Annotated in this window: 14 protein-coding genes; 11 read left to right on the top strand and 3 right to left on the bottom strand. The window is 63.5% G+C overall.

Annotation, left to right across the window (positions count from 1 at the left end; translation table 11 throughout):
- Positions 1–140: 140 nt before the first annotated feature.
- The 5 genes from ACSBQV_RS11795 to ACSBQV_RS11775 all read left to right on the top strand — a co-directional run bounded on the left by ACSBQV_RS11795 (position 141) and on the right by ACSBQV_RS11775 (position 5,180).
- Entirely contained in the window at positions 141–1,259 is a 1,119-nt protein-coding gene (locus ACSBQV_RS11795; RefSeq protein ID WP_016927040.1) for a branched-chain amino acid ABC transporter substrate-binding protein, read from the top strand.
- 124 nt (positions 1,260–1,383) lie between these two features.
- Positions 1,384–2,298, top strand: a complete 915-nt coding sequence (locus tag ACSBQV_RS11790) for an ABC transporter permease subunit (RefSeq protein ID WP_016927041.1) — start codon at positions 1,384–1,386, stop codon at positions 2,296–2,298.
- A 10-nt stretch (positions 2,299–2,308) separates the two neighbouring features.
- Positions 2,309–3,595: a high-affinity branched-chain amino acid ABC transporter permease LivM gene (gene livM / locus ACSBQV_RS11785; protein WP_033643751.1), complete on the top strand. Its 1,287-nt coding sequence runs from the start codon at positions 2,309–2,311 to the stop codon at positions 3,593–3,595.
- Positions 3,592–4,467: an ABC transporter ATP-binding protein gene (locus ACSBQV_RS11780; protein ID WP_033651873.1), complete on the top strand. Its 876-nt coding sequence runs from the start codon at positions 3,592–3,594 to the stop codon at positions 4,465–4,467. Before livM ends, ACSBQV_RS11780 begins: the two co-directional genes overlap by 4 nt.
- Complete coding sequence (locus ACSBQV_RS11775; RefSeq protein ID WP_033651872.1) at positions 4,464–5,180, top strand: ABC transporter ATP-binding protein; 717 nt, start codon at positions 4,464–4,466, stop codon at positions 5,178–5,180. Before ACSBQV_RS11780 ends, ACSBQV_RS11775 begins: the two co-directional genes overlap by 4 nt.
- 29 nt (positions 5,181–5,209) lie before the next feature.
- On the opposite strand, the gene ACSBQV_RS11770 is transcribed toward ACSBQV_RS11775, so the two are convergent.
- Positions 5,210–5,629: a winged helix-turn-helix transcriptional regulator gene (locus ACSBQV_RS11770; RefSeq protein WP_033651871.1), complete on the bottom strand. Its 420-nt coding sequence runs from the start codon at positions 5,627–5,629 to the stop codon at positions 5,210–5,212.
- Positions 5,630–5,715: 86 nt separating this feature from the next.
- Between ACSBQV_RS11770 and ACSBQV_RS11765 the strand changes: the two genes are divergently transcribed.
- The gene (locus tag ACSBQV_RS11765) at positions 5,716–6,648 is read left to right on the top strand and encodes an aromatic alcohol reductase (protein WP_099784440.1); all 933 of its coding nucleotides are present in this window, start codon (positions 5,716–5,718) and stop codon (positions 6,646–6,648) included.
- 17 nt (positions 6,649–6,665) lie between these two features.
- Here ACSBQV_RS11765 and ACSBQV_RS11760 read toward each other — a convergent pair whose 3' ends face one another.
- On the bottom strand, positions 6,666–7,352 hold the full coding sequence (locus ACSBQV_RS11760; protein WP_434991447.1) for an aspartyl/asparaginyl beta-hydroxylase domain-containing protein: 687 nt from the start codon (positions 7,350–7,352) through the stop codon (positions 6,666–6,668).
- Between the two features lie 260 nt (positions 7,353–7,612).
- Here ACSBQV_RS11760 and ACSBQV_RS11755 point away from each other — a divergent pair, with 260 nt between their 5' ends.
- The 5 genes from ACSBQV_RS11755 (at position 7,613) to ACSBQV_RS11735 (ending at position 12,981) form a co-directional block, all read left to right on the top strand.
- A complete protein-coding gene (locus tag ACSBQV_RS11755) occupies positions 7,613–8,803 on the top strand; it encodes a sugar transporter (RefSeq protein WP_099784438.1) in 1,191 nt (396 codons plus the stop codon).
- A gap of 160 nt (positions 8,804–8,963) precedes the next feature.
- The gene (locus ACSBQV_RS11750; protein WP_033643745.1) at positions 8,964–9,794 is read left to right on the top strand and encodes an alpha/beta fold hydrolase; all 831 of its coding nucleotides are present in this window, start codon (positions 8,964–8,966) and stop codon (positions 9,792–9,794) included.
- A 9-nt stretch (positions 9,795–9,803) separates the two neighbouring features.
- Positions 9,804–10,229 carry a DoxX family protein gene (locus ACSBQV_RS11745; RefSeq protein WP_033651867.1) on the top strand — a complete coding sequence of 142 codons (426 nt, stop codon included), beginning with the start codon at positions 9,804–9,806 and terminating at the stop codon, positions 10,227–10,229.
- The gene (locus ACSBQV_RS11740) at positions 10,222–11,832 is read left to right on the top strand and encodes an MFS transporter (RefSeq protein ID WP_099784436.1); all 1,611 of its coding nucleotides are present in this window, start codon (positions 10,222–10,224) and stop codon (positions 11,830–11,832) included. Before ACSBQV_RS11745 ends, ACSBQV_RS11740 begins: the two co-directional genes overlap by 8 nt.
- A 96-nt stretch (positions 11,833–11,928) precedes the next feature.
- Positions 11,929–12,981 (top strand): NAD(P)H-dependent flavin oxidoreductase, encoded by a 1,053-nt coding sequence (locus ACSBQV_RS11735; protein ID WP_434991446.1) that lies wholly within the window; start codon positions 11,929–11,931, stop codon positions 12,979–12,981.
- A gap of 106 nt (positions 12,982–13,087) precedes the next feature.
- Here the strand turns inward: ACSBQV_RS11735 and ACSBQV_RS11730 are convergent, their stop codons facing one another.
- The gene (locus tag ACSBQV_RS11730) at positions 13,088–14,470 is read right to left on the bottom strand and encodes a serralysin family metalloprotease (RefSeq protein WP_033643741.1); all 1,383 of its coding nucleotides are present in this window, start codon (positions 14,468–14,470) and stop codon (positions 13,088–13,090) included.
- Between the last annotated feature and the right edge of the window lie 54 nt (positions 14,471–14,524).

Below are 14,524 nucleotides of genomic sequence, written 5' to 3'. Positions count from 1 at the left end.
TCACAATGGCTGGATTTTTGCTTACCCATTTTTGGGGAATGCGACTGCGCTCTCAAGAAAATTATTTTCCCCGTCTACACATAAAGTGACTGATCCGCGCCCCAGGGCGTTTCGCTACAACAGTGCTGAGGAAGATAACAATGTCATCGAAATTGATAAAAAGTCCGCTCGCTGCTTTGCTCATCGGTTGTTTAGGTACGGCGTTTTCCGCGCAGGCCGATATCGTCATCGGCGTCGCCGGGCCGTTCTCCGGGCCGAACGCCACCTATGGCGATCAGTATTGGCGCGGGGCTTCGCAGGCGGCGGCGGACATCAACGCCGCCGGCGGGATCAAAGGGGAAAAAATCAAACTGGTGCAGGGGGATGACGCCTGTGAACCGAAACAGGCGGTCGCGGTCGCCAACCGGCTGGTGGATCAGGACAAGGTGTCGGCGGTGGTCGGCCACTTCTGTTCCTCATCCACCATGCCCGCCTCCGAGGTGTATGACGAGGCCGGCATCATCGCCATTACTCCCGGTTCCACCAACCCGCAGATCACCGAGCGCGGCATGAAGACCATGTTCCGCATGTGCGGGCGCGACGATCAGCAAGGCGTCATCGCCACCAACTACATGCTGGATACCCTGAAGGCCAAACGCATCGCGGTGATCCACGATAAAGACACCTATGGCCAGGGGCTGGCGGACGCCGCCAAGGCGGCGATGAACAAGCGCGGGGTTAAAGAGGTGCTGTATGAGGGGCTGTCGCGCGGCGAGAAAGACTTCAACGCCCTGGTGACCAAGATCGCCTCGGTCAAGCCGGACGTGGTCTACTTCGGCGGCTGCCATCCCGAAGCCGGGCCGCTGGTGCGCCAGATGCGCGAGCAGGGCGTGACCGCCAAGTTCTTCTCCGGCGACTGCGTGGTGACCGAAGAGCTGGTGACCGCCGCCGGCGGGCCGCAGTACACCAACGGCGTGCTGATGACCTTCGGCAACGATCCGCGCCAGATCGCGGAAGGCAAGGCGGTGATCGCCAAGTTCCGCGCCAGCGGCTTTGAGCCGGAAGGGTACACCCTTTACTCCTACGCTTCGATCCAGGCGATCGCCGCCGCCTTCAACGCCACCGGCGGCAAAGACAGCGCCAAGGCCGCCGAATGGCTGAAGTCGCACGATGTTGACACCGTGATGGGTAAAAAAGCCTGGGATCAGAAGGGCGATCTGAAGGTCTCGGATTACGTGGTCTATCAATGGGATGACAAGGGCAAATATCACCAACTGTAAACGGCCGAACATTGAGGGTGTGACCCTATGACCGACGGGCCGCCGCCTTGGCGCGCCCGTTCCGCGACTACCTTTGGGCCGCGTCGGACTGCGTTGGCGGCCTTACCAGGCGAGACTGCTCATTATGGATGTATTCTTTCTGCAACAGCTGATCAACGGCCTGACCCTCGGCGCGGTGTATGGCCTGATCGCCATCGGCTACACCATGGTTTACGGCATCATCGGCATGATCAACTTCGCCCACGGCGAGGTGTACATGATCTCCGCCTACCTGTGCGCCATCGGTCTGGCGCTGCTGTCGTTCTTCGGGCTGCACTCGTTCCCGCTACTGATCCTCGGCACGCTGGTATTCACCATCGTCATCACCGGGGTGTACGGCTGGGTGATCGAGCGTATCGCCTACAGGCCGCTGCGCAACTCTACCCGCCTGGCGCCGCTGATCTCCGCCATCGGCATGTCGTTAATCCTGCAAAACTATGCGCAGATCAGCCAGGGGCCGCGTCAGCAGGGCATCCCGACGCTGCTGAGCGGCGTGTTCCGCCTGGAATTCGACGGCGGCGTGGTGCAGATCACCTACACCAAGGTGTTCATTCTGGTGGCGTCGCTGCTCGGCATGGCGATCCTCACCTACATCATTCAGCGCACCCGGCTGGGGCGCATCTGCCGCGCCACCCAGCAGGATCGCAAAATGGCCTCGATTCTCGGCATCAATACCGATCGGGTGATCTCGCTGGTGTTCGTGATCGGCGCCGCCATGGCCGGGCTGGCCGGGGTACTGATCACCATGAACTATGGCACCTTCGATTTTTACGTCGGCTTTATCATCGGCATCAAGGCCTTCACCGCCGCGGTGTTGGGCGGCATCGGCTCGCTGCCGGGCGCGATGCTGGGCGGGCTGCTGCTCGGCGTGGCGGAGGCGCAGTTCGCCGGGATGGTGAATTCGGATTACAAGGACGTGTTCTCCTTCGGGTTGCTGGTGGCGATCCTGATCTTCCGCCCGCAGGGCCTGCTCGGCCGGCCGCTGGTCGCCAAGGTTTAAGGAGAACGCCATGTCGCAATCCGTAATCAACGGCGGGCTGAACGTCAAACGCAGCCTGCTGGATGCCGTTTTGGCCGGGCTGATCGCCCTGATCGTGTTCGGGCCGATCGTCGGCATCGTGCTGAACGGCTACAGCTTTAACTTCGAACCGCACCGGTTGGTGTGGATCATCGTCGCGGTGATGGCCGGGCGGCTGCTGCTGAGCCTGTTCCTGCAAACCGCGCCGGGCCGCAAGGTGCTGGCGCGCTTCGACGGCGGCAACGACGGCGTTTACGTGCGTCCGCTGGGCTATAAATCCAATCTGCGCTGGTTCCTGCCGCTGATGGCGGCGATCGCGCTGCTGTTCCCGTTCGTCGCCACCAAATACCTGCTGACGGTGGCGATCCTCGGCCTGATCTACGTGCTGCTCGGACTGGGGCTGAACATTGTGGTCGGGTTGGCGGGGCTGCTCGATCTGGGGTACGTGGCGTTTTACGCCATCGGCGCCTACGGGCTGGCGTTGGGCTACCAGTATCTCGGGCTCGGTTTTTGGGCGATGCTGCCGCTCGGGGCGCTGATGGCGGCGTTGGCGGGCGCGCTGCTGGGCTTTCCGGTGCTGCGCATGCACGGCGACTATCTCGCCATCGTCACGCTCGGGTTCGGCGAGATCATCCGGCTGGTGCTGAACAACTGGATGTCGCTCACCGGCGGGCCGAACGGCATTTCGGTGCCGGCGCCGACGGTGTTCGGCCTGGAGTTCGGCCGGCGCGCTAAAGACGGCGGGGTGCCGATCCACGAGTTTCTCGGCATCGATTACAATCCCAACCTCAAGTTCATCTTCATCTACGCGATGCTGTTTTTGGTGGTGCTGCTGGTGCTGTACATCAAGCACCGGCTGACGCGCATGCCGATCGGCCGCGCCTGGGAGGCGCTGCGCGAGGACGAGATCGCCTGCCGCTCCCTCGGGCTGAACCACGTGCTGGTGAAGCTGTCGGCGTTTATGCTGGGCGCTTCCACCGCCGGGCTGGCGGGGGTGTTTTTCGCCACTTATCAGGGGTTCGTCAACCCGACTTCGTTCACCTTCTTCGAGTCGGCCCTGATTCTGGCGATCGTGGTGTTGGGCGGCATGGGCTCCACCCTCGGCGTGGTGCTGGCGGCCTTTGTGCTGACGGTGGCGCCGGAGCTGCTGCGCAGTTTCGCCGAATACCGGGTGCTGCTGTTTGGCGTGCTGATGGTGGCGATGATGATCTGGCGGCCGCGCGGGCTGGTGCGCATCAGCCGCGCCAGCTTTGCGGAACGCAAGGGGGTGGCGCCATGAGCGACGCCATTTTGCGGGTGGAACACCTGATGATGCGCTTTGGCGGCATCAAGGCGCTAAACGACGTCAATCTGGAGGTGGAGCGTGGTTCCATCACCGCCCTGATCGGCCCCAACGGCGCCGGCAAGACCACGGTGTTCAACTGCCTGACCGGTTTCTATCGCGCCACCGGCGGCGCGATCCTGCTCAATACCCACAAGCGGCCGACCGATGTGATCCAGGTGCTGGGGCAGAAGTTCCGCGCCGGCGACTGGATACGCCCGAAGCGGCTCGGTTCGCGCCTCTATTACAAGATGTTCGGCGGCACCCACCTGGTCAACCGCGCCGGGCTGGCGCGCACCTTCCAGAATATCCGCCTGTTCCGCGAAATGTCGGTGGTGGAGAACCTGCTGGTGGCGCAGCACATGCAGAGCAACCGCAATCTGATCGCCGGGGTGCTGAATACGCCGGGCTACCGCCGGGCGGAAAGCGCCGCGCTCGATCACGCCTTCTACTGGCTGGAGGTGGTGGATCTGGCGGACTGCGCCAACCGGCTGGCGGGGGAGATGTCCTACGGCCAGCAGCGGCGGCTGGAGATCGCGCGCGCCATGTGCACCGCGCCGGAGATGATCTGCCTCGACGAACCGGCCGCCGGGCTGAACCCGGTGGAGACGGCCGCGCTGAGCCGCATCATCCGCTTCCTGCGCCGGGATCACGGCATCACGGTGCTGCTGATCGAGCATGACATGGGCATGGTAATGGAGATCTCCGATCGGGTGATCGTGCTCGATCACGGCGATGTGATCGCCCGCGGCACGCCGCAGGAGATTCAGCACAACGAGGCGGTGATCGCCGCTTACCTGGGCGCGGACGAAGAGGAGCTGGCGGGATGAGCGAAGCGATGTTGGAATTTCGCGAGGTCGATGTGTTTTACGGGCCGATCCAGGCGCTGCGCCAGGTGTCGCTGCAGGTGAACGCCGGGGAGACGGTGGCGCTGATCGGCGCCAACGGCGCGGGCAAGTCCACGCTGTTGATGTCGATCTTCGGTCAGCCGCGCATCGCCGGCGGGCAGATCCTGTTTCGCGGCGAGGACATCAGCCGCCGCTCCACGCACTTTGTTGCCAGCAGCGGCATCGCGCAGGCGCCGGAAGGGCGGCGCATCTTTCCGGACATGAGCGTGGAGGAGAACCTGCTGATGGGCACCATCACCGTCGGCAATCGCTACCTGGAAGAGGATTTGCCGCGCATGTTCGAGCTGTTTCCGCGCCTGAAAGAGCGGCGCAACCAGCGGGCGATGACCATGTCCGGCGGCGAACAGCAGATGCTGGCGATCGCCCGCGCGCTGATGAGCCGGCCGAAGCTGTTGCTGCTGGACGAGCCGAGCCTGGGGCTGGCGCCGATCGTGGTGCGGCAGATCTTCGGGGTGCTGCGCGAACTGACCCGCAGCGGCATGACGCTGTTTCTGGTGGAGCAGAACGCCAACCATGCGCTGAAACTGTCCGATCGCGGCTATGTGATGGTCAACGGCCAGATCCGCCTCACCGGCAGCGGGGAAGAACTGTTGAACGATCCGCAGGTGAGAAAGGCGTATCTGGGCGGCGGCTGACAGCCGCCTGCGGGCAGGGAAGCCCGCGTTCATTTTTCGGCGTCGCGCTCTTGGCCATCGTACTGCGAGCGGGCTGCCCTGAAGGCGTCGGCGGAGGAGATAATCCACGACCAGAGCGGCAGCATGTTGAGCAGCATTTCTTCCCCCGCCTCGGTGATGGTGTAAACCACGCGGGGCAGTTTTTCCTGATAATCGCAGCGGGATATCAACCCATCCCGCTCGAGATGGCGCAGCGTCCGCGTCAGCATTCTCTGCGTCACGCCCGCTAATTGGCGGCCTAGTTCGCCGTGGCGCAGCGGCCCGTGGGTGCCCAGGAGATGCAATACGCCCAGCGACCAACGGTTGCCCGCATGCGCGAGGATCTCGCGCTTCAACCCTTCATCGTCGTTGCTCAATGCTTCACAGAACGCTTGCGAAAATTGCAGCAGCGCTTCCCGATCGCTCGTCATATTCCTCCCCGGTATCACGCGTGTACCTAATTGAACCCGTTTTTGTCAGCTGTCAGGATGACGCAGTGTCAAGACAGGAGGCAAGCATGAAATCCACAAATCCATCCATCAATACCGTGCTCATACTCGGCGCCGGCGAACTGGGGCTGCCGGTACTGCGAGCGATGAGCCGGCAGGCTCGGTTATCTCCATCTTTAAAAATCAGCGTACTGCTCCGGCCGGAGGCCGCCCGCGCCGTGAGCGGCCCGCTCCGGGCGCGGCGGGATGAGCTGGCGCGGCTCGGGATCGCCGTGGTGGAAGGCGATCTGCAGCAAAGCGGGGTGGATGCGCTGAGCGTGCTGCTGCGTGGCTTTGATGCGGTAATCAACTGCAGCGGCTTCGTCGGCGGGGCGGGCACGCAGATAAAGATCACCCAGGCCGTTTTGCAGGCCGGCGTGGCGCGCTACTTCCCGTGGCAGTTCGGCGTGGACTACGATGTCGTCGGTAAAGGCAGCGGGCAGCCGGTGTGGGATGAACAGCTCGAGGTGCGTCACCTGCTGCGCGCGCAGAGCGCAACGGCGTGGGTGATTGTTTCCACGGGCATTTTCACCAGCTACCTGTTTGACTCGGGTTTTGGCGTGGTGGATGCGGAACGCAAAACCGTGCGCGCGCTGGGTGACTGGCAGTATGCGGTGACGCTGACCACTCCCGAGGACATTGGCCGGCTGACGGCCGCGATTTTTTTCCATCGGCCCGCGTTTCGCAACCAGGTGGTCTATATCGCCGGGGACACGCTGACCTACCGTGAGCTTGCCGATCTTATGCAGGCGCACTGGGGCGTGGAGGTCAACAGAGTCCTGTTGGACAAAGAGCGGCTGCAGGCGGAGGTGCGGAATCATCCGCATGACGTCGGCGCGAAATACCGGTTGGCTTTCGCCCGACCCGACGGCGTGGCCTGGGATAAGGCGAACACCTTCAATGCGCGCCAGGGCATGGCCGCCACCACCGCCGGCCAGTGGCTGGCTTCTCAGGGCGGTTAATCGCCTGTGCGCCGCAGTCAGAACTGGCGCTGCATCCAGCGCACGTTCAGCCGCACCAGCGCGATGATGGCGCTGGAGAGCAGCTGCAGCCCGCCTGGCATGTCGCGGCGGCGAATATCCAGCAGCAGCACGGTGCGCACCTGCGGGCTGTCGTTCCATACCTCGTGCTCGAAGGTATCGTCCCACAGCATGAACTCCCCCTCGTGCAGCCGATATTCGCGGCCGTCCACCTTCAGCACCGCCGCCGGCGCGCCGTCGGCGCGTTTGGGCATGTCCAGCACCAGATAGCCGCGCAGAATGCCGCGGAACGGGCCGCGATGGGGCGGCACCTGTTTGCCGGGCGCCAGGAAGGAGAGCGACGCGGACAGCACGTCCGGCGAGGAGGCGATCAGCGCCGCCAGCGTCGGGCAGCGCGCCAGGTTGCGGGGGATGGGCTGGCCATAGGCCTTCATGATGAACATGCGCCAGTCGCGCGCGTCGTTGGCGGAGATGGACGCCTGCTGGCTCATGATCTCGTGGAAGCGCGGGATATTGTGCAGATCGTGGGCGACCGTCAGCGCCTCTTCGCGGATCTGCCGCCATTGGGCGGTGAAGCGTTCGGCGTCGGGGAAGAGGGCCGCGCTGTCGAGCACCGGCTGGCCCTGGATGCGGCGATCGTAAACATTGCGCAGGGCAAGTACGGACCAATCATAAATCGCGGACATCATAATGACCTCGCCTCAGGAAACGCCAAAGGGACACTGCGCGGGTCTTCGGCGCGGCGCGTGGGCAGCCGGGGAAGAGCGGCAGGAAAAATTGGTACGCTTCAATAGATTAGCACAGCATTTTGGCAACCGTGCGTCGGTGAGCGTGTCGATGGGTGGTGAAAAAAACCACACAATTAAAATGTGACGCGTATCGCATTTAGCGGGCCGGTTGGTTAAAATATCGCGACTTGCCCGCACCTGTCCGGATTTTTTTTACCATGGAACACGCTCCCGTTTCCCGCTCAACCGCCTGGTTGCGCGTGGTCATCCTCGCCGTCTCGGCCTTTATATTCAACACCACCGAGTTTATTCCGGTCGGTCTGCTGAGCGATATCGCCGCCAGCTTTTCGATGCAAACCGAACAGGTCGGCTTGATCATTACCATTTACGCCTGGATCGTCGCCGCCGCCTCGCTGGCGTGCATGCTGCTGACCAGCAAGATCGAGCGCCGCAAACTGTTGATCGGCGTGTTCATGCTGTTTATCGCCAGCCACATACTGACCGCCGTGGCCTGGAACTTTACCACGCTGGTTATCTCGCGCGCCGGCGTGGCGCTGGCGCACTCGGTGTTCTGGTCGATCACCGCCTCGCTGGCGATCCGCGTGGCGCCGCCGGGCAAGAAAGCCCAGGCGCTGAGCCTGCTGGCGGGCGGCACCGCGCTGGCGATGGTGCTCGGGTTGCCGCTCGGGCGGGTGGTGGGGCAGTTGCTCGGCTGGCGCATGACCTTTATCGGCATCGCGGTGTGCGCCACCCTGGCGCTGGTGCTGCTGTGGCGCCTGTTGCCGGTGCTGAAAAGCGAGCACTCCGGTTCGCTGGCCAGCGTGCCGCTGCTGTTCAAGCGCCCGGCGCTGGTGGCGCTGTACATGCTGACCATCATGGTGGTGACGGCGCACTTCACCGCCTACAGCTACATCGAGCCGTTTATCCAGACCGTTGCCGGGCTGTCGGAGAACTTCACCACGCTGATGCTGCTGCTGTTCGGCGCCGCCGGCATCGTCGGCAGCCTGCTGTTCAGCCGCTACAGCGAGCGTTTTCCTTCCGGCTTCTTTATCGGCGCCATTACGCTGCTGGCCCTGAGCCTGCTGCTGCTGTTGCCGGCCGCCGGCAGCGAAAGCCATCTGACGGTGCTGTGCATTTTCTGGGGCATGGCGATCATGGCGATCGGTCTGTCGATGCAGGCCAGGGTCTTGAGCCTGGCGCCGGACGCCACCGACGTGGCGATGGCGATCTTCTCCGGCCTGTACAACTTCGGCATCGGCAGCGGCGCGCTGCTGGGCAACCAGGTGAGCCTGCATCTGGGCATGGGCAACATCGGCTTCGTCGCCGCGCCGCTGGCGCTGATCGCCCTCGGCTGGTGCTTGCTGAGCGCCTACCGCAGCGAACGGCTGCAGCACCACCACAGCCGTTAAGCGGCCGCGTTTCCCTGTCTTCCTGAGCCGGCGGCTGCGCCGGCCTCTTCAGCAAAAAAACTCGCGATCATGCGAAAATTATTCCGTTATCACTGCCTTTGCGCCTGCCGTACTGTTAACCCGTCCAAAATCCAATTCGATACCGAGCGGGGAACACGTCATGAGCACTCTTACCGCGCCCGATGGCGCACGCATTTTCTATAAGGATTGGGGCCGCGGCCAGCCGATCCTGTTCTCGCACGGTTGGCCGCTGTCCGCCGATGCCTGGGACAACCAGATGCTGTTTTTCGGCCAGAGCGGGTTCCGCGTGATCGCCCACGATCGCCGCGGCCACGGCCGTTCTGATCAAACCTGGCACGGCAACGACATCAACCAATACGCCGACGATCTGGCCCTGCTGATCGAAACGCTGGATCTGCGCGATCTGATCCTGGTCGGCCATTCCACCGGCGGCGGCGAAGTGGCGCGCTACATCGGCCGTCACGGCAGCGATCGGGTGGCGAAAGTGGTGCTGGTCGGCGCCGTGCCGCCGCTGATGCTGCAGACGCCGGTCAACCCAGAGGGCACGCCGATGGCGGCGTTCGACGGCATTCGCAGCGGCGTGGCGGGCAACCGCTCGCAGTTCTTCAAAGAGCTGGCGGTGCCGTTCTACGGCTTCCACTGCGACGAGGTGGAGAGCAACGCGGGGCTGATCGACAGCTTCTGGCTGATGGGCATGCAGGGCGGCGTGAAAGGGCAGTACGACTGCGTGCGCGCGTTCTCCGAAGTGGATTACACCGCCGATCTGCTGGCGATCGACAAGCCGACGCTGCTGGTGCACGGCGACGCCGATCAGATCGTGCCGATCGGCGCCTCGGCGCTGAAAGCCGCTAAGCTTATGCAACAGGCGGAGCTGAATGTTTACGCCGGCGGCTCTCACGGTTTGGCGCAGGCCGATCCCGATCGCTTCAACGCCGATCTGCTGGCCTTCATCCAGAATTCGCCGTTTTAAGGGGGCGCGATGAACCTGACTGTTATCGCCGCCCGTTGCGCGCAGCGGCTGCACGCGCCTGCGGTGCGCTGGGTGCTGCTGCTCGCGATCTGCGCCGCCTATATTCAGGGCGGGCTGGTCAAGGCGCTGAACGTTGAGGGCGCCATCGCCGAGATGACCCACTTCGGCCTGCAGCCGGCGGCGCTGTTCGCCGTGCTGGTGACGCTGCTGGAACTGGCGGCGTCGGCGCTGATCCTGAGCGGTTTTTATCGCTGGCTCGGCGCGTTGGCGCTGGCCGGTTTTACCCTGATGGCGACGCTGATGGCCAATCCGTTCTGGCAGTTCGACGGGGCGGAGCGCGGCCAGATGATGAACGGATTTTTTGAACACCTCGGGCTGGCCGGCGCGCTGTTGCTGGTGGCATTTAACGATTTGAAGGAGCGAACGGATGGCTGAACAGACGGAAAACAAGGCGACGGCGGGCGGCTTCGCGCCGCTGAAAATTCCATTATTTGCGGTGCTGTGGGGCGCCACGGTGCTCGGCAACGTCGGCAGTTTTATGCGCGACGTTGCCAGCTCGTGGCTGATCACCGACCTGTCGAGCAACCCTTCGGCGGTGGCGCTGATGCAAACCGCCGCTACGCTGCCGGTGTTCCTGCTGGCCATCCCGGCCGGGGTGCTGTCGGACATTCTCGATCGGCGACGCTTTCTGATCTTCGTGCAAATTCTGCTGGCCTGCGTCAGCGGCAGCCTGTTGCTGCTGTCGCAGACCGGCGCGCTGACGGTGGAATACCTGCTGGCGCTGACCTTCGTCGGCGGCATCGGCGCGGCGCTGATGGGGCCGACCTGGCAGGCAATCGTGCCGGAGCTGGTGCCGCGCGCCGAGCTGAAAAACGCCGTGGCGCTGAACTCGCTGGGCATCAACATCGCCCGCTCCATCGGCCCGGCGGCCGGCGGTTTGCTGCTGGCCAGCTTCGGCGCCGGCGCGGCCTACGGCGCGGACGTGATGAGCTATGTGCTGGTGATCGCGGCGCTGCTGTGGTGGAAGCGGCCGAAGGTTGAGGACAGCGGCCTGTCGGAACACTTCTTCGGCGCCTTCCGCGCCGGGCTGCGCTATGCCCGTTCCAGCCGTGAGCTGCACGTGGTGCTGCTGCGGGCGGCGGTGTTCTTCGCCTTCTCCAGCTCGGTCTGGGCGCTGCTGCCGCTGGTGGCGCGCCGCATGCTGGGCGGCAGCGCCGGTTTTTACGGCGTCTTGCTGGGGGCGGTGGGCGCCGGGGCGATCCTTGGGGCTATTGTGCTGCCGCGCCTGCGCCAGCGGCTGAACGCCGACGGGCTGGTGTTGCTGGCGGCGGTGCTGACGGCGGCGGTAATGGCGGCCCTGTCGCTGGCGCCGCCGCAGTGGCTGGCGGTGGTGCTGCTGTTGGTGCTGGGCGCCGGCTGGATCATTGCGCTGACCACGCTCAACGGCGCGGCGCAGGGCGTGCTGCCTAACTGGGTGCGCGGCCGCGGCCTGGCCATCTATCTGATGGTGTTCAACGGCGCGATGGCGGCGGGCAGCCTGCTGTGGGGACTGGTGGCGCAGGAGCTGGGCGTGGCCGCCACGCTGCTGGTCGGCGGCGTCGGTCTGTTGGCGGCGGGGCTGCTGTTCCACCGCCTGCGTCTGCCGACCGGTGAGGCCGATCTGCAGCCGTCGAACCATTGGCCGGAGCCGTTGGTTAACACGCCGGTCGAGAACGATCGCGGCCCGGTGATGATTCAAGTGGAGTACCGCATTCGCGAGCAGGATCGGCCGCAGTTCTTGCGCACGCTGCTGATGCTGGAGCGGGCGCGTCGCCGCGATGGAGCTTACGCCTGGGGCATCACCGAGCACACCGGCGATCCGGAATGCATCATGGAGTGGTTCCTGGTGGAGTCCTGGGCAGAGCATCTGCGGCAGCACCAGCGGGTATCGCACGCCGACGCCGATCTGCAGCAGGAGGCGCTGCGCTTCCATATCGGCCCTGAGAAACCGGTGGTGCATCACTTCCTGTCGCTCGACCGGCGTCAGGTGAAGCATTAACTGCACGGCCAGGCGGTGAGAAGGTGCTATGCTTTTGGTCGGTTCGGCGGCGCGGCCGCCGTAAGACGAATGTAGTCAGCACAGGGAGACATATTGATGACGGCACCTTCTGCTTTTGCCCGCGAGCTTGGGCTGCGCTATCCGATCGTTCAGGGGCCGATGAACGGCGCGTCGCCGCCGGCGCTGGCGGTGGCGGTGAGCAACGCCGGGGCGCTGGGATCGTGCGCGGCGGCGCTGTTTTCCCCAGCGGTGATCCTCGAGCGCGTGCAGCAGATCCGCGCGCAGACTGCCGCACCGTTCAACATCAACCTGTTTCTGCTCGATGAGCAGCACCCGGATCTCGCCGAGCTCAAGCGCGCCCAGCACCTGCTGCGGCCGTTCCGCGAAGCGCTGGGGCTGAGCGAGCCGCCCATGCCGGCCCAATTCGCCGAAAACAACCGCGACCAGATCGCGGCCCTGCTGGAGGCGGCGCCGCCGGTGGTCAGCTTCACCTTCGGCGTGCTGCCGCGCGCGACGGTCACGCAGTTCAAGAAGGCCGGCTCGCGGGTGATCGGCACCGCCACCACGGTGGCGGAAGCCCGCGCCTGGGAAGAGGCGGGCGCCGACTTCGTCTGCGTCTCGGGCGCGGAGGCGGGGGGGCATCGCCCGACCTTCCTCGGCGATATCGAACAGTCCTGCGTCGGCCTGATGGCCCTGTTGCCGCAGGTGGCGGCGGCGGTGAAGATCCAGGCGATCGCCGCAGGCGGCATCATGAACGGGCGCGGCATCGCGGCGGCACAATTGCTGGGTGCGCAGGCGGCGCAGCTGGGCACCGCGTTTCTGTGCAGCCCGGAGTCGGGCATCGCCGAAGCCTGGCGAGCGGCGCTGCGCAACGCCGGCGATGACAGCACGCGCCTGACGCGCGCCTTCAGCGGCCGCCCGGCGCGCGGCATCGTCAATGATTTCATGCGGCAGATGCGCGCGGAAGAGGCGCAGATCCTGCCTTATCCGGTGCAGAACGCGCTCACCGGCGATATTCGCCAGGCGGCGGCCAAGGCCGGGCGCGGGGAGTTTATGTCGCTGTGGGCCGGGCAGGGCGTGGGCCTGGCGCGGCCGATGCCGGCGGCGGAGCTGGTCGCCACGCTGGCGGCGGAGCTGGAAGCGGTGTGACCTCGTCGGCGCGATTTATTGCTGTGGCAATGTAAAAAGACGCCGGGGTGAGGCCTGAGAGAGATAAACAGTCCGGCGTGAAGGCCGGACTGCGGGTTAGCCTTGGCTAGACGAGAATATCGGCGGAAGCGTCGACATGCCCAACGATTTTGACAAGGAAATCAGGCAATTGATTGCCGGAGAGATTGATGGCCAGATCGGTGACATTCTGCTGCGCGTCATAATTCAGCGCCGCTTCATACAACGAGCCGCTTAAACTATCCACGAAGTGCAACTCGCTCCCTTCGGCCTTAGCCGTCTGGTTGAGCCACGACAGGTCGATTTTATCCACCGCCGTCTGGAAATCGCGGATCCAATCCGGCGCGGCAGCTTGGCTGTCGCCGGCTTCGCGGAAGACGAAGGTGTCCGCGCCTGCATTGCCCCAGAGCTGATCGGCGCCGCCGGCACCGTAAATGATGTCGTTGCCTGCACCGCCTTTTAACGTATTGTTCAGCGCGTTGCCCACAAGAATGTCGGCGCCGCTGCCGCCGATGATATTTTCAATCTGCGCGCCGTAGGCGATGGCGATATTCGCCTTCAAGCCGCCGACATCAGAGAATGCGCCTTCGTTAATGTTGATGCGCTGATCCTGGCTGTAGCCTGAAAAATCCAGCGTGTCATTGCCGCCGGCATCCCAGATAGCCGCCACGATTTTGTCCGTGGACGCCTTAACGCTCAAAAAGTCTCTGTCCGTATTCGAGTTGAAACCATAGGTGGTATCGCCGGTGCGCGTGGTGGTATTCGCGCCGTAAAGCTTCTGTATGGCGGTAATATCATCCAGCTGCGGCCCTGATGGCCAAACGCCTTTATAGTCAGCGCTGGTGTATTGTTCGTTAAAATAGCTCATCAAAGAATATTGATGGTCGTCTTCATAATACTTCGCCGAGTTGGCGTAGGTGGGGTAGGTGGCATTTGACGCATCATAATTGCCGGGATGAGAAAGCCCCAACGCATGCCCTATTTCATGAGTCAGCGTATCCCTCGCGTAGTTATTGGTTTGCGGATTGGAGGCGTCGTAGCCGTTATTGCCGCTGATCCAAATGGTGCTTTTGAGATTGCTCTGCGTACTTTCATACGAGGTGTAATTGCCCCCGCTGGCCGCCTTATAAAAACCAAACTTTATATCTGCATTTTTCGCGTCGTTGCCTTTAACCTCGGTGAACGTGATGTTGGCCACATCCGACCAGGATTGTAATGAAAGCTTGGTTTGGGCTTGCTGGGCGGCGGTAAGCTGCGCGGCGCCCGTCTTGTCGCTGCCCGTATAGACGGGGAAAGAGTAGGTCAAGGTAGCCGCATGGTCGGTCACGCCTTTGCCATTGGCGGAATAATGGCTCCTCAGCAGCAGATCTGAAACCTCTTGCGTGGTATATGACGGTTTACTGCTCCCCGCGTGATCGCCTCTTTCATAACGGGTTAAATAATCGGAAATCTTATCGGTCGCTAATGACATATCAAACTCCTTTGGACGTTGACAATATTGCACCTAACGCTCTATATGCTCGTA

Source organism: Serratia sp. B501, assembly GCF_051172315.1.
In the GTDB taxonomy this organism is placed as follows: domain Bacteria; phylum Pseudomonadota; class Gammaproteobacteria; order Enterobacterales; family Enterobacteriaceae; genus Serratia; species Serratia ureilytica.
Note: the sequence above shows the minus strand (reverse complement) of the source record. Positions and strands in the feature narration are given on the sequence as shown.